Source organism: Bartonella alsatica (assembly GCF_013388295.1).
Lineage (GTDB): Bacteria > Pseudomonadota > Alphaproteobacteria > Rhizobiales > Rhizobiaceae > Bartonella > Bartonella alsatica.
Window position 1 is genome coordinate 333,008 of sequence record NZ_CP058235.1, and the last position, 20,371, is coordinate 353,378.

The window sequence follows — 20,371 nt, forward strand, 5'->3', positions numbered from 1 at the left end:
TTAAAATTCATGTTTCTTTTAACTGCATAACAAAAGAAACAAAAGCTTCCCCACGCTCTTCATAATTTTTAAATTGATCATAACTTGCACATGCAGGTGAAAAAAGAACAACAACTTCTTTAGCCTGACAACGCATTGCATCAGCAGCAGCTTCGCGCACTGCATTTTCTAAAGTAAAGTTCATCGAAAAAGGAAAAGAAGACCCAATAACACCAGCAAATTCTTCCACTGTACTCCCAATCAAATAAGCTTTGTGAATTTTATGAAAAAATCTTCTAAGAGAATCAATTCCACCTTTTTTCGCTTGCCCTCCAACAATCCAAAAAATATCATGAAAAGTAGAAAGTGCAGGCGCTGAAGCATCTGCATTAGTAGCCTTGCTATCATTGACAAAAAAAACTGACCCCATTTTACGCACCTGTTGCATACGATGAGCTAGCCCAGGATAACTTGCTAAATGCTTTTCTATATGTGGATCAGTTATCTTTAAAGTCTGCAATGTTGCTAATGCCATAAGAGCATTTTGTGTGTTGTGACTACCACGTAATGCAGACATAGAAGCGAGATCTGCAAGCATATGACGCTGTCTATTACGAGTGGAAAAAAGCTTCGTACCCTCCGCATAAAAACCATTTTCAATAAAATTTTCTTTAGAAATTGCAACAACGTGACGACCTTCATGTACCAATTGTTGATACAAATCCTGACAAGCAGCATCATCAACTGAAATAAAAGAATGCAAAGCTCTAGCTACTAAATGTCTTTTGGCTTGCACATAATGAGCAAAACTACCATGGCGATCAATATGATCAGGTGTTAAATTTATTAAAAGTCCAATAGTTGGCTGAAGAGAAGGGGTAAGATCAATTTGAAATGATGAACATTCAATCACATAAATACGCTTTTTAACAAATGGCTTAAGCATTAATATTGCAGTTCCAATATTCCCGCCCATTTGTACATCATAGCCCATTTGTTCCAACAAATGAGCAAGTAAAGCTGTTGTTGTTGATTTCCCATTTGTGCCGGTAATAGCAATAAACGGAATATCTCGATCACAAAGGCCATAATGCTGTAAAAAATGATTACGTGCACGAACAAATAATTCAATATCACCAATGATTTCTATATCTTTTTGTCGCGCTTTTTCAACAACCCAATGAGGCTTAGGATAAGTTAAAGGAACACCAGGGGCCAAAATCAACGCAACAAATTCAGTCCAATCCTCATGTTGAAGATCCCTAGTTGGAATATTTTGCCGAACAGCTTCTTCTACGCTGGAAAGATTATCATCCCAGGCAACCACTTCTGCACCACCACTAATCAATGCTTGCGCTGCAGCTAGTCCTGATCGCCCTAATCCAAACAGAGCAACTTTCTGATCTTTATAACACGCAACAGAAATCAAAATTTTACCGCAACTTCAGTGTTGAAAGACCAATTAAAGCGAGAACAATTGAAATAATCCAAAAACGTATCACGACTTGACTTTCAGTCCAACCTTTTTTTTCAAAATGATGGTGTATCGGTGCCATAAGAAATACGCGTTTTTTTGTTAATTTGAAATAACCAACCTGAATAACAACCGAAAACCCTTCGAGAACAAAAAGCCCACCAATAAAAGCCAAAACAATTTCATGCTTGGTTGCTACAGCGACAATACCTAAGAGTCCTCCAAGAGCCAATGAACCAGTATCCCCCATGAAAATAGCCGCGGGTGGTGCATTAAACCATAAAAAACCAAGCCCTGCACCAACAACGCCTCCCAATAAAACAGCTAATTCACCTGTTCCTGATACATAACGAATTTGTAGATAATCAGCAAAATTTATATTACCAGAAAGGTAAGAAATCAAAGCAAAAGACAAGGCTGCAACCATCACAGGAACGATAGCAAGCCCGTCAAGACCATCAGTTAAATTAACCGCATTACCCGTTGCCACAATGACGAAAGCAGAAAAAGGAATGAAAAACCAGCCTAAATTTATAAAATACTCTTTTACAAAGGGCAAAGCTAATCCAGGCGAGCCAATTTGTAAGATAATAAAAGCAGCAATTGCTGCAACAAAAAATTCCAAACTTAAGCGCGCTTTACCTGAAAATCCTTTATCCGTTTGTCTTGTAACCTTAAGATAATCATCATAAAAACCAATTGTTCCAAAAGAAAGCATAACAAATAGTGATACCCAAAAGTAAATATTCGACAAATTACACCATAAAAGCGCTGATACTACAGTACCGGTTAAAATCATCAAGCCACCCATAGTAGGTGTTCCTGCTTTTTTAAAATGCGTTTGAGGACCATCAGCGCGAATTGGTTGTCCTTTTCCTTGCCGCAATTTAAGAGAAGCAATAATGCTAGGGCCAAACAAAAACACAATAAGCCCCGACGTAAGCATAGCTGCTATAGTGCGAAAAGTAATATAACGAAAAACATTAATTCCTGGAATCCAATCACTAAGTGAAGATAAAAAAAGCATCATGATACAAAAAACCTATATAAATTATAGAGAAACCACTTTATAGCGATCAAAAAGTGCAGTCACAATATCTGATGAATAAAGACTACGAGATGATTTAACCATAAGTAGATCTCCATTAGAAATTTCTGCAAAAATAAGCGGTAAAATTTTTTCAACATCTTCAGCATAATAAACCTTAACGTATGCAGACAGATCAGTAGCTAAAAACTTCATTGCCTTACCAAATAAAAAAACTGGATCAGCGCCAGAAAGATATAATGGCTTTAATAAATCACGATGAAGTTTTTCACTATAAACTCCTAACTCTAGCATATCACCCAAAATCGCAATCCGCCTACCACGCGCCCCTACTGGTCCGATAGCAAGCAAATCAAAAGCCGCATGCATTGATGCAGGATTAGCATTATAGCTTTCATCAATTAAATGAAATTCTCCTCCACTTGGTAAAGACAGTCGATAACGAACACCGCGCCCTTTCTGAAGAGAAAAACAGCTTAAAGAAAGCAAAACAGGCTCTAAATCAACATCAATGGCATCACAAACAGCAATGACACCTAAAATATTTTGTACAATATGTCGTCCGGGAGCACCAATTTTAATTGTTCTATCTTGCCCTCTAATACGAACAATTATAGAAGAGGAATCTGTTAGAAGACGTATATCTCTAACCTGATAATCATAATTATCAGCCTCACCAAAGCTTAAAATCTTTTTCACACCACATTGCTTTGCTCTTTGAACTAAATAAGCAAAGAAATCATTATCTGCATTTAAAATGGCAATGCCCTTCTCATCCAATCCTTCAAAAATTTCAGCTTTTGCCTCTGCTATTTCCTCAAGATTTTTGAAGAACCCCATATGCGCCGCAGAAATATGCGTAATTAAAACAACATGTGGACGAACCAACTTAACCAAAGGACGAATTTCATCTTTATGATTCATACCAATTTCAAAGATACCATAATCACTCTCTGCAGGCATACAGGCCAAGGTAAGCGGCACTCCCCAGTGATTATTCAAAGAAGCATAATTAGCGTGGACCCTCCCAACAGTTGCAAGCACTTGTTTTAAAGCTTCCTTTGTCGTTGTTTTTCCAACAGAACCTGTTACCGTTATAATTTTAGCTTTTGAGCGCTTACGTGCAGCTTGTGCAAGTTTTTCTAAAGCTTGCAAAACATCAGGGACAACAATCAGCGGAGCAGATATTTTTTCCATATCAGCCAAACGATTTTCCGCAACAATAAGAACGCCTGCACCTCGTTCATAAGCTTGCACAGCAAAATCGTGTCCATCAAGATGATGCCCCTTAATACAAAAAAAGATATCACCCTCTGTAAGAGTACGACTATCAATAGACACCCCAGAAAAAGTTTCTGGCATACATCCCACTACAAAGCCATCAATTGCAGCAATAAGTGCCTGTTTATCCCATAAAGCTGTCATCTATTACGTTCCTGCAAAGCACTAATCGCTTTCAAACGATCTGAAAAAGGATATACTTTTTGCCCTATAATTTGTCCATTCTCATGACCTTTTCCTGCAATGATTAACGTATCTCCTGCTTTTAAAAGCCCAATTGCATACGCAATAGCTTCACCACGATCTGCTATTTCTATGGCTTTTGGTACTGTTTCTAAAATATCCTTGCGAATTTTTTCTGGCATCTCTGTACGAGGATTATCATCCGTTACAATAACAATATCAGCTTTATTTTCTGCGATTTTTCCCATCAAAGATCTTTTTCCTTGATCACGATCACCCCCGCAACCAAAAACAAGGATTAAACGTCCTTGCGTAAAGGGACGAACAGAAAGCAATACCTGCTCTAACGCTTCCGGTTTATGCGCATAATCTATATAAACAGGAGCATTACTTTCTGTCTTTCCGACCAACTCTAACCGACCAGGTGCTCCTTGCAAAGTTTCAAGCGAACGAAACGCCTCACTAGGAGAAACACCTGTTGCAATTGCTAGCCCCGCCGCCATAAGTGCATTGGCCACCTGAAAATCTCCAGCTAAAGGCAAATTAAACGTATAAATATCGTTTTCCATACGACATTCAACATACTGTTTTGAACGTTGATGTTCCACACGATTAACGGTGATAAATCGCCCTTTACGTCCAATTGTTAAAACACGACGGCGTGCCCTTGTAACAGTATCAATAACCTTTTGCGAATAAGCATCATCAGCAAAAATCAGAGCAGGTGCATCTTGAGGCAAAAGCGTATCAAAAAGCCTCATTTTAGCACGCAAATAATCCTCTACGCACGCATGATAATCCATATGATCACGCCCTAAATTGGTAAAGGCAGCAGCAGTTAAACATACCCCATCAAGTCGCCTTTGATCAAGTCCATGAGAAGATGCTTCAAGGGCTACATGTGTAACACCTTCAGTGACAATTTCAGAAAGGAGGCGCTGTAAAATTATTGGATCAGGTGTTGTGAGAGAACCATAATCATTCCGATGAGGAGAAACAACACCTACCGTTCCTATACTGGCAGCACATAATCCAACATGTGTCCAAATTTGCCTAATAAAAGAGACAACAGACGTTTTACCACTTGTCCCTGTCACAGTAACTACAGTTTCAGGTTGAGAACCGTAAAAACGTGCAGCCGCTACCGCTAAACTATGACGAACATCAAAAACACGTAAAACAGGAATAGACAAATTTTCAAAAACAACATTATAATCTGTAACGACTGCTCGTGCACCACGCTTTATAGCATCATTGATATAATATCTGCCATCTCCTTGATTTCCTTTAACAGCTACAAAAACATAGCCGGGTAAAATTTGCCGAGAATCTGCACTTATTCCTGTTATCTCCATTGAAGAAAGGCTTTCATCTTCAATACATTCTGTAAAAACTGTTCCAAACAACATAATGATACACCTTTGTATTAATTTTATCGTTGTTTAACGAATCTTGAACTGTTTTTTGTATTCAAAAATAGGCTCATACTCTTTTTCAAAATCCGGTTTTATTCCTAAAAAACTCGCTGAACGGCGAATAATATTAGCAAGCATCGGTCCTGCATTCATTGCCGCTGTTGCTGAAAGCTGTCCATCTTCAGGCTGAGGTTCATCGATAATTGTTAAAACAACATAAGAAGGATTTTCAATAGGAAAAGCTGCGAGAAAACTATTGAAATTTTTTGTTTTAGAATATTTTCCATTTTCAACTTTTTCGGCTGTTCCCGTTTTACCACCAACCCGATAACCTGCTACTTTTGCATTACGTCCAGAACCAATATCACTGTTTAACTTATAAAGATAACGCATATTTTGACTTGTACTAACCTGTAAGACTTTTTTCGCATGTCGCAAAGCTTGTTCTTTTGTGCGTTTTAAAAAGGTAGGGACAATCCACCATCCATCATTCATTAAAGCAGCAGCACCTACTGCTGTTTGCAGAGGCGTTGTTGCCATACCATGTCCAAAAGAAATCGTCATAGAATGAATTTCCTTCCAATGATATGGCACGACAGGATGAGCAACTTCAGGTAATTCTATCGACAATCGATCAAGTAAACCAAGCCGTTTCAAAAAATCCCTATGTCCGTCAATTCCTATGGCCAATGCCTCCTTAGCAGAACCAATATTAGAAGAATAAATAAAAACTTCCCAAAGTGTTAAAGGACGATTTTTTCCATGAAAATCACGAATAAAATAATTTTTACTTGCTTGAATAGGCTGTGAAGCATCAATAACGCTATTTAAATGAAAAAGTCCTGAATCAAGTGCCATTGCAGTTGTAAAACTTTTAATAATAGATCCCATTTCAAAAGTTCCAGCGGTCATTCGATTGAAGCGATCACTTTTCAAAGCATCAACAGGATTTCCAGGATCAAAATCTGGTATAGATGCCAAAGCTAAAACTTCACCTGTGTGGATATTTAAAATCACAGCTCCTGCAGCAATTGCTTTATAACGCTTCATTGCCTTAACAAGTTCATCATGCACAATTGTCTGAATACGCACATCAATCGAAAGCTGAACTGGTTTTAATGATTCTTCCGTCGCAAGACCAGCAGCACGCAGAGCACTCAAACCAGCATCATCAATATATTTTTCCATACCAGCTATACCCTGATTATCAATATTAACCATGCCGAGAATATGCGAAACCACAGATCCACTTGGATAAAAACGACGAATTTCAGTGCGAAAACCAATCCCTGGAATCCCAAGAGCCATAATTTGCGTCTTTTGCGTTGGTGTTAACCCACGCTGAATCCAAGAAAAGCTAGACTTTCTTTTGAGACGTTTATAAGTCTCCTGCCAATTAAGATTGGGCAAAACTGTTGAGAGTAATTCAATGGTTTCATCTACATCAATAATGCGTCGCGGTTCAGCGAAAAGCGAATAAGTTTTAATATCTGTTGCCAATAAACGGTTATGACGATCAACAATATCAGGCCGCGCAGTCAACTGAAGGACATTTGGTCCTTTTGCTTCTTCAATCTGCCCACCCTCAAGCCCATAAGAAATAAGACAAGCCCCCATAACACCATATAAAATAAGGAAACAAAACAAAGAAAAAAGCAAGCGTGGACGGCTAGGATACGAGCAACAAACAGGGAAATTATGAATATCTAACTGGTTATTTAAGCGTTTTTTACTTTGCGAAAATAGAAATAACGATTTCATCATCGCATACCTTTTTGAGCTATGCCGTTCATCTGAGAAGCACGATTATTCGCCCAAATATCTCTTTTCTCCTCTAAGATATTCTGTTTAATCACTTCTTCAATTGGATCATGTATACGTACCGGAATATCTTTAAATTCTACAACTTGGTGAGGTTGTATAATTTCTAAACCAAGCTCTTTTTGATAACGCTTTGCGAGCCTTTGCATGCGTGAAGGCTCAATCATCACAGCCCACTCAGCATGGAGTAAACTCACCGTATTTTTTACTGCAGCAATTTCATGTTCAAGACGGCGAATTTCGCTCATCCGTTTTTGAACATCATATTTTACTTTATAAGTAAGACCTGCCATACAAATCATAATCATCACTAAAATCATATCAAATGTACGAAAAACTGTCATTTCTTGTTGCCTTCAAAACTGGCAATTTCTGCTAAACTAAACAATTTCATATCTGCAGCAAGACTCTCCGCCTCAGTACGTACACCAATACGTAATCTCGCAGAACGTGAACGAGGATTTTGCTGGACCTCTTCTTTATTTGCAGTGATTATGCCTTTAAACAAAGGAAAAAATGTTGCTGGAACTGTCTCTATTTCAGGAAGATAGCGCGATCTCATACGCTCTCCTGAACGTGCAGAAAAAAATCTTTTAACTATACGATCTTCAAGAGAATGAAAACTAACGATACCCAAACGGCCTCCTGGTTTTAAAACGCGTTCAGCAGCAAATAAACCACGTATAAGTTCACCAATTTCATCGTTAACATAAATGCGAAGAGCTTGAAATACACGCGTTGCAGGATGAATCCGATCTTTGCTTTTATGGCCTACCAACACCTCAATGGCATGAGCAAGATCACTTGTACGCAAAAAAGGTTGAAAGCAACGGCGTCTTTCAATCATTCGTGCTATTCGCCCCGCATAGCGTTCTTCTCCTAATATTTTAAATATTTTCTCTAATTCCTTACTTTTTAAACAATTTACAACATCACTAGCAGTAAAACCAGTCTGAGCCATTCGCATATCTAATGGACCATCTTTTTGAAAAGAAAACCCCCTCTCAGCCTCATCAAGCTGCATTGAAGAGACACCAATATCCAAAATAACAGCATCTACCTTCTCTTCAACAACGCACTCCAACTTTGAAAATTCCGTCTGTATCAAACGAAGTCGTGGAAAAAACTCTTCAACAAACGATTGTCCCTCGCTAATAGCATGAGGATCACGATCAAGAGCAATAACCTCCGCACCTGCATTTAACAAAGCACGCGTATAACCACCAGCACCAAAGGTGCCATCAATCACTCTTGCCCCAACCAATGGTGCAAGCCCAGCTAAAACTGGCTGTAACAACACTGGAAGATGGCGTTCAGCTCTGTGCCTCTGTTTTGTCAAAATAATCCGTCTTGATTTACGTTCTCTATATCAACAGCATCCTAATAACAACTGATGTCAGAATAACCAAAACTTCAACTCTCATAATAAAAGAAAATAAAGCTAAAGTTAACCCAACACGTATCCTAACGCATTATACTTAAAGAAATGTTATGATTTTTGAAAACACTCTTTTTAAGGATTCACTTCAAAAACACACATTTTACAAAAAATCCTTTGTACAACGTTTTTTGTGTACAATATCAATTATGTAAATGTATTCAGTTACAAAAGATCAGTCGGCCTATAAGCCGGGTTCTGTATGATAAAGCTTACACTCTACATGGCAACCATTCATCTGGGACGGATGTTACCACCCGCCTCATGCAACCTACCCGAATGACTCGCCCGGAAACCAGCTGCAAGTTAATCTTGCACGTCATTTCTATTTGGTCTTGCTCCCGGTGGGGTTTACCTTGCCACATTCATTACTGAATGCGCGGTGGGCTCTTACCCCACCCTTTCACCCTTACCTACAAAAATAGGCGGTTTACTTTCTGTGGCACTTTCCCTAGGGTCGCCCCCGCCGGGTGTTACCCGGCACCGTTTTTCCGCGGAGCCCGGACTTTCCTCACCTGCCGCCTTTAGATATTGGACAAGCGCGGCTGCCCAGCCGACTGACATGCTACTTATAAGACATTTTTTACCAAGTGAAAATAGCCAACTCTAGAAATTTTACAGCAAATGTACCATTCTCACTTTAGTGAAGCCAGATAAGTTTTTACTTTTGAGCAATATTTCGCTGAAACGGGATTCATTTTTTTCGCAGCATGACCTGCATTATATTTAAGGATTGTGCCACACGTATTTCCACCACTTAGTTTATACGCCCGTGCCAAATAACGCATACCATATTCAAGATTGGTCGCAGGATCGTAAAGATCTTGTACAGAACCATTAAAGCCCAACCCTCGCGCTGTAGAAGGTTTAATCTGCATCAAGCCTATTTCACCAGCGGCCCCTTTTGTACGTGCTTGATAATTACTTTCAACACTTACAACAGCATGCGCCAAATTAACGGGAACATTGTACTTATTCGCAAATTTCTGAATAAGAGATTCATAAGGACGAATAGGAATCTTAGTAACAAGATTTACTGAACTTTTACCTGATCCTACAACATTTAAGACAGTATAGGCCCAACCTATATCAAATATAAAAAATACAGCAAATGCTGCACTTAAAAGGATTTTTAAAAATTGCATTTTTTCTCTCTTCATTAAGGTGTTCTCAAAACCTAGCCGCAACGATTTTGTGTGCCTATTTTACAGAAAAAAAAAGCTAAAGAGCGATTTTAAAATGAAAATATTAAGACAATTTCAAGATATTTTTTTATAATAGAATAAAACCATCAACTTACGAAATATAATTCCCTGATTTCATAAAATAAAAAAAATAATGAAATTATAATGAAAGTGTAAACATATTAAAAATGTGATATATTTTATAAATTTCTGATATATCTACTACAATATTCGCTTTTAGCAAAAAAAACAACATAAAAAACGCTGTTATTATTTTTGATATAGGATTCTTAAAATTTTATTGAAATCAGTTTCATAATCGCAAAAAGTGATACACACTAAAGATCTTTCACAAAACACTTTTTATACTGTAGAATCCTATTAGAAAAAGAAATCGCTATCTCATCTCACTCCATAAGTAAACAAACATCTCCAGTAAGACGATTAAATACTTTAAAATCTGCAAAAAAGAAGACTACAAATATTTTACTCCCCCCTATTCCCCCACAATATAAAACAAAAAATAAGCAATATACTTTAAAAATTTTTGAGATTAACCGTAATCGCACAATCCCTTAAAAGAATAATTAAAAATAAGTATCAGTAACAGAAGGATGAGAAATTGCTTTTGATAGAACCATAGCAACGGTTTTACCTAATTTCTGAGCTTCCTCATTGTTCTGACCATTTGCAAAAGCAACAGCAATCATATCGCAACGTACTTGCTCAATCAATTGTTTCTGTTGCTCGGGTTTCAGCTTAGAAAGATTCTTTATAATATCTGGAAAAAATACTGCCAATCTCTCTAGAAGTATCTCCTGTGTAATATTAATCTTAGGAGAAGAAAAAGAGCGATCAAATAACTGATAAACCGAAGCATTTCGAGAAGCAAAAAAGCTGGCAAAAAAAACGAAAAACACAAAAAAAATGAGAAGAATACGATGCCCAAAAAAACTTATCATCTCTCGCCTAAAACTCATAAATACACAAAACAAATTGCCGCTGCTTAATTTTCTGAACTTTCAATAAAAAACAATTCCCTAATCATTGAAAATACTATAAACGGCACCACCATAAAACAACTTGTAATAGCCTCTCCTTACGCACTATACACCTAAACCTTTATAAAAATTCCATCACACTTTAACACAAACTCTAGAAAAGCCTGGCTGAGGATTTGCCCAGCCAGGCCAGACAATCTAAGGGATCCACGCGGGGGGGGGGGAGGCTCCCTGATCGTCTTCTCGCATCAATCACAAGATGCAATTTCTTTGCTATGGTAAAATATTTTAAACAACAAGAATTCTTATCATATTCTATGCAAAAAAACATAAAAAAAACTATAAATCGTTTAAAAATGGAAAAATTTAGGCAAAAAATGTTCATATTGATCCAATTTGAGGCAATTTTATTTCAGTGGAGAATCACTAAGAATCTAAGATCGTCGTAACTTTCATAATAATTCTTCAGAAATCTTAGTGACCATAACATTTTAAAGCACAAGCGATTTGCATGAATTCTATTTATTAAAATGCAAACTAGCAAATACTTGTTTAAAAATATCCCTGACCGCAACAATCAAAACATAAATCTTTTAGCCTTTTAAGATTAGATAAAAAATTAAAACTCCATGCATCATTATATCAAATCACTCATTACCACTATCTTAGATAATTAAAGGTCATTTTATAACCAACAACAAATTCCAACGAATTATCATAAAGTACTGTAATTAATAAAAATATTTTCTCCTTTTCAAGACTAGACTTAATCTTTCTTGCGAAATGATACTAATAGCCATTTTTATAACATAAAACGGCCTTATTATATTTTTTATGCAATTATGCATCTTATGAAAAATTGTACACTAAGTACTGTCCATTCATATGATTTCTCAGAAAGATATCTCAGCTTTCTTCTAATCTATTTCTCCACATCAGCCGTGAAAAATAAAACACAAGATCTATAACCATCGTCTTTATACTTAGTGAAGCTATAAGCCAGAAACATTATTACTTAACAGCTCTCAATGGTTACAACTGCTCTTTTACATATAAACAACTCTTAAAAAAGCATATTTACTTCTTTCCTAAAAAGTTTTTCTCTATATATAGAGTTTTCTTGTGACACATAAACAAACGTTTTTTTTAATCTAAAACAGAAAGTTTGAGTTGAAAAACAATAAATTATCTTTGTATATTAATGTATTAATCAATAAAATAAATTCTGTACAACACGCATTAAATGACTGTCCTAAGAGCCTCATCTCTATGAAAAATTATACAGCTTACAGATTGAACTATTAAAGCTTCCAGTAAAGCTTATTCAAAAATGGTAACTTTTTAAAGACTTACTAAAATTTCATCTTTGCTTCTTTTATTTAAGATTTGAGAAAAGCGCTTTTTATAACGTGAACTGAAATATATAATAACCGTAATACCTGCCACTACGCCGCATTTCGTAAAAAAACTCTCTCTTCATTTTTTAAAGCTGTTTTTTAACATTCACAAAATGCGCCACATCATGCACTATCTTTGGCAAAGTTGAAATAATAGTTATCACAATGTCTTTACCCAAAAACAATTGTCACAACTTAAAATAACACTCCCCCTCTTTCTGATAACATGTAACCAATCCTACCTCATACAATAAATGTAAATGCCATGAAACACACACACGATTGCGATCGATCAAGAATAAAAATAAAATAGAGGATTATTAAATCTTCATGACACAACAGCGCCCAGAATACGCAAATGATTTACTTTCGCCATCGTTTTCAACAGCCCACTCATTGCATCCAAACTTACGTTTTTTTCATCAATATTCCTTAACACAAATAAAAATTTATTCTAACTAATAAAAAATCACACAGAAGACACAGAGTTGCATTACTACTATTCGTCTTGTTTCTTGATAAGATAAAAAACGAACAATTATTTAAAAAACAATGTTTTCTCTTCCCACCATTCCCCTTCAGATGATAGAGACGAGACTTACTACTGCAATCATAAAACTGCTTATAAAAACTTACAACGCGCCATTGTAACTTAATGAGCAAGTAGAGGTTTAGCTATCAACATATCAAGTATAATAACACATTTCGTAAAGGATATAATTAGGTTCTAGGCTCTATTTCTATCTTAGGTGCAATAAACAAAAACCTTATATTATAGTGCCCGCCCTCTATTTTGAAAAACCAAAGACAATACTAGCTATTATCACCATTCTCTCAATTAAACTTAAAAAACAATAATTTCTAGCGTGTGAGCGGCTTATAGTTGACACGCTTAAGATTGAGAGACTCTGCACCAAGACGAGAAACCTTATCAGCCTCATATTCGGCAAAGTTACCTTCAAACCATTCTACATGGCCATCACCTTCAAAAGCCAAAATATGCGTTGCTAACCGATCAAGAAACATACGATCGTGTGATATAATAACGGCACAACCAGCAAAATTTTCTAATGCTTCTTCCAACGCACCTAATGTTTCAGTATCAAGGTCATTTGTCGGTTCGTCAAGAAGAAGAATATTGCCTCCCTCCTTTAAAAGTTTAGCCAAATGTACGCGATTGCGCTGCCCTCCTGATAAATTTGCAACCTTCTGCTGTTGATCTGCACCCTTGAAATTAAATGCACCGCAATAAGCACGACTATTCATCTCATATTTACCCAACTTAATAATGTCATTTCCACCAGAAATTTCCTCCCAAACTGTTTTATCGCCCGCCAATGAATCACGACTCTGATCAACGTAACTCATCCGAGCTGTTTCACCGATACGTATTTGACCTGAATCTGGCTTCTCCTGCCCTATCAACATTTTAAACAAAGTAGACTTTCCCATACCATTGGCGCCAATAACTCCAACAATACCACCAGCAGGAAGCTTGAAAGAAAGAGAATCAATCAATACATGCTCGCCATATGCCTTAGAAAGATTATCAACTTCAATAACAACTTGTCCCAATCTTTCACCAATCGGTATAATGATTTGTGCTTCTCCAGGACGGCGTTCACATGCGCAGCGAACTAACTCATCATAAGCTTTAATCCGAGCTTTTGACTTTGCTTGCCGCCCTTTTGGACTAGAAGCTATCCATTCTTTCTCACGTAACAAAGCACGCTGGCGAGAAACCTCTTCACGTCCTTCCTGAGCCAAACGTTTGGCTTTCGCCTCCAAATAGGCAGAATAGTTTCCCTCATAAGGGATACCTTTACCGCGATCTAATTCTAAAATCCAACCTGTTACATTATCGAGAAAATAACGATCATGCGTAACCAAAAGCACCGCGCCGGGATATTCACGTAGATGTTTTTCAAGCCAAGCCGTAGTTTCCGCATCCAAATGGTTTGTTGGTTCATCCAAAAGTAATAAATCAGGTTTTGACAAAAGTAATTTACAAAGTGCAACACGCCGCTTCTCACCTCCTGAAAGCTTTATCACACTTTCATTGGCTGGCGGACAACCAAGAGCAACCATAGCCATGTCTACTTGACTTTCTAAATCCCAAAGGTTCTGACTATCAATAATATCTTGAAGTCGTGCACTTTCATCAGCTGTTTCCTCGCTATAATTCATCATCAACGTGTTATAACGCTCAACAATTGCCTGTTTATCCGCAACACCTTCCATCACATTGCCACGCACATCTTTGCTTGTATCAAGAAGAGGCTCTTGCGGCAAATAACCACAACGTGCTCCTTCAGAAAGCCATGCCTCTCCCGTATATTCCTTATCTAGTCCAGCCATAATACGTAAAATAGTTGATTTACCAGCACCATTTGGTCCTAAAATACCGATTTTAGCATCTGGATAAAAAGACAAATGAATATTGTCTAAAATTTTTTTATTGCCGTAAGTCTTGTTAAGTCCAGCCATATGATAAATAAATTGACGTGCCATAAATTTCCCTTTATATTTCATTACTTGAAGTGTGTTATTTTGTGCAGTATTTAAAGGTTAGGATTTTGAAAGAAATTCTTCAGCTTTTCTCTAAGCTGCGCGGCAGAAAGCGCAAATGCTATATTAAAAGCTTTCTGCTTTATATTGATATATTTTTTCTAATCTCACAAGCCCCACTACGGTTCTGAATGCAAAAAAATGCCCCTTCAAAGAGCAAAAAGCAAATCTTTTTAGCTGTACCTGAGACTTGCTATCAGACATCTTCTCTCTCTTCTATACCGCATACAACATTGTGTTCTTATCGTATTAAGCCAATTTATCAATGTAATATGATACTACCCAAAAAACCAATTCTCTATGCCCCGTCTTTTTTTGCTTTATGGGCTTTACATCATGCGGTAAAAAAACCCTTCCTTTTTTCATCAATTTTGTGTCATGGAAAACAATGGACTTCACCCCTCGCATTGTTGTGGCTCAAACTGTATTTACAAAACGACCGCCGTCTTATGGGCTCTGACGTACCAAGCTTGATGATCATGAAAGTTTTACGCCAACATGTAGCAATAAGTGACTACAGTGCTCTCCCCATTGGTACATGGTTGCATTTCGTGAAAAACTACAAAACAAATCGTAAAAACTTATCCCTCCCACTTTTTTGGCTTGATAATTACAAAAATAAGATCAATTTCCGCGAAATTATTTCAAAACTTCAAGATGAAATATAGCCTTTTCAAGATAGTATAAAAACTAAGAGTCTTCTATAGGAACATATGCATGGAAAAAAAAGCCTTAATCGTCATTGATGTTCAAAATGACTTCTTACCAGGTGGAGCACTTGCAGTGCCACAAAGCGATACCATTTTACCGGCTATCAATAATTTGATAGACCATTTTGATCATATCATTTTAACCCAAGATTGGCACCCCAGAAAACATTGTAGTTTTGCTTCTTCCTATCCTGAAAAAACACCTTATGATACAGTTGAACTTGACTATGGCACCCAAGTACTTTGGCCTGATCATTGCATACAAGGAACACACGGAGCAGAATTTCATACTTCTCTAAAAATTGAGAAGGTGCAACTCATCCTTAAAAAAGGCTATAATCAAAAAATTGATAGCTATTCCATCTTTTTTGAAAATGATCAAAAAACATCAACAGGCTTACAAGCGTATCTCAAAGAACGTGGTTTTACAAAGCTTTCTATGTGTGGCTTAGCAACCGATTTTTGTGTAGGATTTTCAGCACTTCACGCTGTCCAATGCGGCTTTAAAGTCAGCATTTTACTAAATGCTTGTGCTGGTATTGATCTAAACGGATCACTTAACACAATGCTTAAAACGATGAACGAATCAGGTATAAAGCTCTTAATGACTTCCTAAAACACCTCTTTCATCCTGTTCTTGCAACAAGATAACCCATGAAAACGTATTCGCGTATCTTTTTGAAATGTTTTCTATACACACACCTTACTCTAAAATGAGTAATCTTTTTCATTTATTACGAGAGCAACTTGAAAAGAATAAAGTTTATAGCACACAAAGCTCTCATCCAACTAAAAAAAGATGAATCCTCTTAGAAATTAACCCCTTGATCTTCTTGTATAACGTATAAAAAATTTTAATTTATTTAGACACAACATGTCTATCCGACTGGTGACGTTTAAAACGAAGAGAGGAGCAAAATGCCATTCCTATAATCCCCCCCCCTACAAGTCCTGTTAGCACTTCAGGAACCGATAGAATGGTTTGCAGATACATAATTATTGCAAGTACCAAAATCGCGTAAAAAGCACCATGCTCTAAATAACGATAATGCAACAATATCCCTGATTCGACCAATATAATTGTCATAGAACGAACGTAAAATGCACCTATCCCAAGACCAATTGCGATTATAAAAAGATTATGTGAGAAAGCAAAAGCCCCAACAACACCATCAAAAGAAAAACTGGCATCTAAAAATTCTAGATAAAGAAAAGCACCTATCCCCCCTTTGGTAACTGTAGTTAAAGTCGTTTTTGGAGTATCTAAAAGCAAACCAATGGCTTCCACAATTATAAACGCCAACAGCCCATAAAGGCTAGCAAATAAAAAAATCATTTTATCTTCTGTTATAATCTGCCCTGAAAAGAATAATATCAAAGTCAAAACAACAGCAATATCAATGCCAACAAGCGCCCCAAACTTTTGAGCTGGTTTCTCTATAAAAGTGAGCCAATGCACTTCTTTTGCAGGATCAAAAAAATACCTTAAACCAACCATCATGAGGAAAGTTCCTCCAAAAGCTGCAATTCCTACATGAGCATCCATTAAGATTGCGGTATATTGCTGTGGTTCCCATATAGCTAATTTTACCGCTGCAATTGGACTAATCCCAACAGCAACAGCAACTATCAATAACGGAAAAACAATCCGCATCCCAAATACAGCAATCAAAATACCCCATAGCAGAAAACGACGGCGCCATAACGGATCCATCTTTTCAAGAACACGAGCATTGATAATAGAATTATCAAAGGATAAAGAAATTTCTAAAATTCCTAAAACACAGCAAATAAAAAAATATTTAAGAATGCCTGTAACACTTCTCGTTTCAAACCAACCAATAGCTCCTCCCATAAAGACGCCAACAATTGTGAAAAAAAAAGCCCATCTAAAATAGCCCAACAAGGCCATGATCTTTCCTCAAAATTTATTTTCTAATATACTGCAGCACAAATCAAAAAATTGCATTTATTAAAATGCGAGAATAGATAGAATCCACACGGAGGATTTATCTGGAATTTTCTGCAAAAAAAACAAGAGAAGAACCGATAACTTTATTGTTTTTTATAAGATGAATACTAATCTTAAATAATATGCAATACAACAAATCAAAAATCACTCTCTATCCACTAAAATTAAAAAAAATAAAGCTATAAATATTGACATTACATCATGAGATATTAATACATAGTGTGCCTTTATCGGTCAAAGTCTATACCATGATGATTTACTGAGGGAGATAATTCGTGGCACGTCCTGAAACTGAATCAAAAACTATATTTGGAAAACGTTTACGTTATGTACGCCTTGCTTTAGGGGATCCATCACGTGAAGCACTAGCTAAAAGTTTTAGCATGACAAAAAACTCCATTGCTTTTTATGAGCGTGGGGAAAGGGAACCCAATCTTAGTGTCTTACAAACATACCGCACATTATACGGAGTCAATATTAATTGGCTCTTAACTGGTCAGGGAAAAATGTTTGACACTGAATATACGAAAGGTGATTTTGACTGGAACTATTTTATAAAAAAAATTGAGAAACTTGAAAAAATTCTTGCTAAAAGTGACCGTAACGAAAAACGAAATCAAGAAAAAATCGATAATTCTTATCAGAAATTGCAGAAATATTTATCAAAACAAGACCTGTCTAATAATAGTTTTAACTCAAAAGCAGCATCCTCTCTGATCGATATGAAAGCAAAAATGGCCAATTCCTATACTCTTAGCGTGTTCATTGATTTACTCATTCGTGGCGTATCGCAAAAAGAGATTATAGCTAAGCAATAAATATCCTTATCACACGAGGTAACAAAACAACTAAACTTTATCAGTACGGAAAGAAGTGTTCTTATTTTTTCCGTGCTGCTAGTCATTAATGTACCATATAAAATTTATTTATTAGTAAAACAATTAAAGATATCTATCCAATAATAATGAAAAGAATTTTTTTCTAATTTGGAATCGAATGAAGAGCATAGTTAAATTAAAAAAAACTAGTTTCATAGTATAAAATACTATTTGTAATTTATTGACAATAATATTTTCTTGTTACAAAATATATTTACCATAGAGATTATTGTTCAAAAAAATGAAAGGGAATATATTGACTACTTACTATAGAGACTTAGCTTACAGTCATATTAGTTGAGTATTTATCCTGTAAATTATCGGCTACTTTATGAGGTGGAAAGCATGTTTTTTGAAGTATTTCAAGGAGTTCATAATCAGTGGTATTGGCGTTTAATTTCAGAAGATGAACAAAAAATTGCTTTTTCTAGTAAGGGTTATCCAACAAAACAAGACATTTTGATGAATATCGAGCAGATAAAAGAAATTACGCATAAAGCTCTTATTAGAGAATTACAATTTTAACATCCTTTACCATTGAGACACAATTTCTTAATTTGAGATTGGAGTTATATCTGGAACTTCACACTACACTTCCATCACAAACAATAATAGAATGATTTCCTCTCAAAGCTAATTAAAATAAATTTTTTCTGATCTTGGCTAAACACACAAAAAAATTAAAATTTGTCTTAAATTTGGGTAAAGCATTCATTTGCGAAAAAAGCAGTAATAAACTTATCCAAGACAGTTTTCTTCTGTCTCATAAAGAGTGTAACATAAAAGAAATTAAAAAGTGAATAAGAACATGTATCAACAAAATGGATACGATGATTTCGTAAATAAAAACCTTTTTGATTAAACGCAAGAAAGCGTAGCACTATTCTACACTCAAATGGCAGATAGCCCTCATAATAGACAATCACAATACTGAAAAAAGATTTAAGATAAACAGAAAAAAATCAAAATAACAAAAGATACAGATCTCAAAGTTTCTCTAACTTCTTTATTTCATCGAATGGTGGGCCTGGAGGGACTCGAACCCCCAACCAAGCGGTTATGAGCCGCTGGCTCTAACCAATTGAGCTACAGGCCCCACATAGGCTGCTTTTCTCTAAACTAAAACGCCCTATGACACAAGAGCTGACTTGGATTATAACCCATCTTTTTCTCTTTTCTATCGTTTTTTTTTCTAATGCCCTAATTTCTTTACAAAAACTTTCAAAAATGAGAAAGTAGTAAATTGATAAATACAAAGGAATAGATATGACAAAAACAATTTTCCAACCGTTGAATCATTATAGAATTAAAATAGCTATTATGGCACTCGTACTGCTAGCTTGCTCACTTCCCATACACGCTAAAGAAAGCAAAACGAAAAATGCAACAATTACAGTCACTGCCACTGGCGAAAGCCAAGCAGCACCAGATATGGCAATTATTAATCTAGCAATTGTTACATATGACAAAACAGCCCAAAAAGCATTAACTGCTAATAATAAATCTATGAATGATATTGTAAATGCTTTTAAGAACAATGGCATTCAGACAAATGACTTACAAACATCAGGCTTATCCATTTACCAATCTAACCCCGATAAACATCACGAAAAAAAGAACAATGAGAAATTATATCATGTTACGAATTCTTTAACGGTGCGTATTCGTGACCTTGCCAATGCTGGTAAAATATTTGATCAAGCAATTGCGCTTGGAGTTAACTCAGTGAATGATATCACCTTTACCAACGCCGATATAAAACCTTTTTATCAAGAGGCACGTAAAAAAGCTATCGCTGAAGCCATTGAGAAAGCAGAAACTATAGCACAAGCAGCGAATTTAAAATTAGGGAAAATTATTGAAATCAATGAAAATGATGATGGCTATCATTCAAGGTCACACCTTAGAAGCAGAGCAGCATATGCAAGCAACGCAGATACAAATTTTTTAGGTGGTGAACTAAATTATAATGTTAGTGTTACCGTAGTATTTGCTATCGATTAAACTACGTAGTATTACCAA

15 protein-coding genes, 1 tRNA gene, 1 other RNA gene and 1 pseudogene are annotated in these 20,371 nt (G+C 36.2%); 5 read left to right on the top strand and 13 right to left on the bottom strand.

What is annotated here, in order from left to right; genetic code table 11:
- Nucleotides 1–7: 7 nt before the first annotated feature.
- The 11 genes and pseudogenes from murD to ettA all read right to left on the bottom strand — a co-directional run bounded on the left by murD (nucleotide 8) and on the right by ettA (nucleotide 14,732).
- Entirely contained in the window at nucleotides 8–1,408 is a 1,401-nt protein-coding gene (gene murD, locus HWV54_RS01435; protein ID WP_005864904.1) for a UDP-N-acetylmuramoyl-L-alanine--D-glutamate ligase, read from the bottom strand.
- A gap of 4 nt (nucleotides 1,409–1,412) precedes the next feature.
- A complete protein-coding gene (gene mraY, locus HWV54_RS01440; protein WP_005864902.1) occupies nucleotides 1,413–2,483 on the bottom strand; it encodes a phospho-N-acetylmuramoyl-pentapeptide-transferase in 1,071 nt (356 codons plus the stop codon).
- A 21-nt stretch (nucleotides 2,484–2,504) separates the two neighbouring features.
- On the bottom strand, nucleotides 2,505–3,926 hold the full coding sequence (locus HWV54_RS01445) for a UDP-N-acetylmuramoyl-tripeptide--D-alanyl-D-alanine ligase (protein WP_005864900.1): 1,422 nt from the start codon (nucleotides 3,924–3,926) through the stop codon (nucleotides 2,505–2,507).
- Nucleotides 3,923–5,374 carry a UDP-N-acetylmuramoyl-L-alanyl-D-glutamate--2,6-diaminopimelate ligase gene (locus HWV54_RS01450; RefSeq protein WP_005864897.1) on the bottom strand — a complete coding sequence of 484 codons (1,452 nt, stop codon included), beginning with the start codon at nucleotides 5,372–5,374 and terminating at the stop codon, nucleotides 3,923–3,925. The genes HWV54_RS01445 and HWV54_RS01450 overlap by 4 nt, the downstream gene beginning before the upstream one ends.
- Before the next feature lie 23 nt (nucleotides 5,375–5,397).
- Nucleotides 5,398–7,141 (bottom strand): annotated as a pseudogene (locus HWV54_RS01455) (peptidoglycan D,D-transpeptidase FtsI family protein).
- A complete protein-coding gene (gene ftsL / locus HWV54_RS01460; RefSeq protein ID WP_005864893.1) occupies nucleotides 7,141–7,545 on the bottom strand; it encodes a cell division protein FtsL in 405 nt (134 codons plus the stop codon). Before ftsL ends, HWV54_RS01455 begins: the two are co-directional and overlap by 1 nt.
- On the bottom strand, nucleotides 7,542–8,540 hold the full coding sequence (gene rsmH, locus HWV54_RS01465; protein ID WP_005864891.1) for a 16S rRNA (cytosine(1402)-N(4))-methyltransferase RsmH: 999 nt from the start codon (nucleotides 8,538–8,540) through the stop codon (nucleotides 7,542–7,544). The genes ftsL and rsmH overlap by 4 nt, the downstream gene beginning before the upstream one ends.
- Before the next feature lie 270 nt (nucleotides 8,541–8,810).
- An RNA gene (rnpB, locus tag HWV54_RS01470) (RNase P RNA component class A) lies at nucleotides 8,811–9,200 on the bottom strand.
- 74 nt (nucleotides 9,201–9,274) lie between these two features.
- The gene (locus HWV54_RS01475) at nucleotides 9,275–9,784 is read right to left on the bottom strand and encodes a lytic transglycosylase domain-containing protein (protein WP_005864889.1); all 510 of its coding nucleotides are present in this window, start codon (nucleotides 9,782–9,784) and stop codon (nucleotides 9,275–9,277) included.
- Nucleotides 9,785–10,410: 626 nt separating this feature from the next.
- A complete protein-coding gene (locus HWV54_RS01480; protein WP_005864887.1) occupies nucleotides 10,411–10,785 on the bottom strand; it encodes a hypothetical protein in 375 nt (124 codons plus the stop codon).
- Nucleotides 10,786–13,082: 2,297 nt separating this feature from the next.
- Nucleotides 13,083–14,732 carry an energy-dependent translational throttle protein EttA gene (ettA, locus tag HWV54_RS01485; protein WP_005864884.1) on the bottom strand — a complete coding sequence of 550 codons (1,650 nt, stop codon included), beginning with the start codon at nucleotides 14,730–14,732 and terminating at the stop codon, nucleotides 13,083–13,085.
- Between the two features lie 188 nt (nucleotides 14,733–14,920).
- Between ettA and HWV54_RS01490 the strand changes: the two genes are divergently transcribed.
- Nucleotides 14,921–15,457, top strand: a complete 537-nt coding sequence (locus HWV54_RS01490) for a hypothetical protein (RefSeq protein WP_005864882.1) — start codon at nucleotides 14,921–14,923, stop codon at nucleotides 15,455–15,457.
- A gap of 49 nt (nucleotides 15,458–15,506) precedes the next feature.
- The gene (gene pncA / locus HWV54_RS01495; protein WP_005864881.1) at nucleotides 15,507–16,115 is read left to right on the top strand and encodes a bifunctional nicotinamidase/pyrazinamidase; all 609 of its coding nucleotides are present in this window, start codon (nucleotides 15,507–15,509) and stop codon (nucleotides 16,113–16,115) included.
- A 243-nt stretch (nucleotides 16,116–16,358) separates the two neighbouring features.
- On the opposite strand, the gene HWV54_RS01500 is transcribed toward pncA, so the two are convergent.
- Nucleotides 16,359–17,411, bottom strand: coding sequence for a DUF475 domain-containing protein (locus tag HWV54_RS01500; protein WP_005864879.1), 1,053 nt, complete (start codon nucleotides 17,409–17,411; stop codon nucleotides 16,359–16,361).
- A 335-nt stretch (nucleotides 17,412–17,746) separates the two neighbouring features.
- Between HWV54_RS01500 and HWV54_RS01505 the strand changes: the two genes are divergently transcribed.
- Together HWV54_RS01505 and HWV54_RS01510 are read left to right on the top strand one after the other, a co-directional pair.
- Entirely contained in the window at nucleotides 17,747–18,289 is a 543-nt protein-coding gene (locus HWV54_RS01505; protein WP_005864876.1) for a helix-turn-helix domain-containing protein, read from the top strand.
- Between the two features lie 405 nt (nucleotides 18,290–18,694).
- On the top strand, nucleotides 18,695–18,874 hold the full coding sequence (locus HWV54_RS01510) for a YegP family protein (protein WP_005864874.1): 180 nt from the start codon (nucleotides 18,695–18,697) through the stop codon (nucleotides 18,872–18,874).
- 494 nt (nucleotides 18,875–19,368) lie between these two features.
- On the opposite strand, the gene HWV54_RS01515 is transcribed toward HWV54_RS01510, so the two are convergent.
- Nucleotides 19,369–19,445, bottom strand: a tRNA-Ile gene (locus HWV54_RS01515).
- A 170-nt stretch (nucleotides 19,446–19,615) separates the two neighbouring features.
- On the opposite strand from HWV54_RS01515, the gene HWV54_RS01520 reads away from it, so the two are divergent.
- Nucleotides 19,616–20,353, top strand: coding sequence for an SIMPL domain-containing protein (locus tag HWV54_RS01520; RefSeq protein WP_005864872.1), 738 nt, complete (start codon nucleotides 19,616–19,618; stop codon nucleotides 20,351–20,353).
- Nucleotides 20,354–20,371 lie beyond the last annotated feature (18 nt).

Excerpts from the sequence above, each read along its gene's own strand:
- mraY (WP_005864902.1), bottom strand. The coding sequence starts at position 2,483 with ATGATGCTTTTTTTATCTTCACTTAGTGATTGGATTCCAGGAATTAAT.
- HWV54_RS01445 (WP_005864900.1), bottom strand. The coding sequence starts at position 3,926 with ATGACAGCTTTATGGGATAAACAGGCACTTATTGCTGCAATTGATGGC.
- HWV54_RS01450 (WP_005864897.1), bottom strand. The coding sequence starts at position 5,374 with ATGTTGTTTGGAACAGTTTTTACAGAATGTATTGAAGATGAAAGCCTT.
- ftsL (WP_005864893.1), bottom strand. The coding sequence starts at position 7,545 with ATGACAGTTTTTCGTACATTTGATATGATTTTAGTGATGATTATGATT.
- HWV54_RS01475 (WP_005864889.1), bottom strand. The coding sequence starts at position 9,784 with ATGCAATTTTTAAAAATCCTTTTAAGTGCAGCATTTGCTGTATTTTTT.
- HWV54_RS01480 (WP_005864887.1), bottom strand. The coding sequence starts at position 10,785 with ATGATAAGTTTTTTTGGGCATCGTATTCTTCTCATTTTTTTTGTGTTT.
- ettA (WP_005864884.1), bottom strand. The coding sequence starts at position 14,732 with ATGGCACGTCAATTTATTTATCATATGGCTGGACTTAACAAGACTTAC.
- HWV54_RS01490 (WP_005864882.1), top strand. The coding sequence starts at position 14,921 with ATGCAAAAAAATGCCCCTTCAAAGAGCAAAAAGCAAATCTTTTTAGCT.
- pncA (WP_005864881.1), top strand. The coding sequence starts at position 15,507 with ATGGAAAAAAAAGCCTTAATCGTCATTGATGTTCAAAATGACTTCTTA.
- HWV54_RS01500 (WP_005864879.1), bottom strand. The coding sequence starts at position 17,411 with ATGGCCTTGTTGGGCTATTTTAGATGGGCTTTTTTTTTCACAATTGTT.
- HWV54_RS01510 (WP_005864874.1), top strand. The coding sequence starts at position 18,695 with ATGTTTTTTGAAGTATTTCAAGGAGTTCATAATCAGTGGTATTGGCGT.
- HWV54_RS01520 (WP_005864872.1), top strand. The coding sequence starts at position 19,616 with ATGACAAAAACAATTTTCCAACCGTTGAATCATTATAGAATTAAAATA.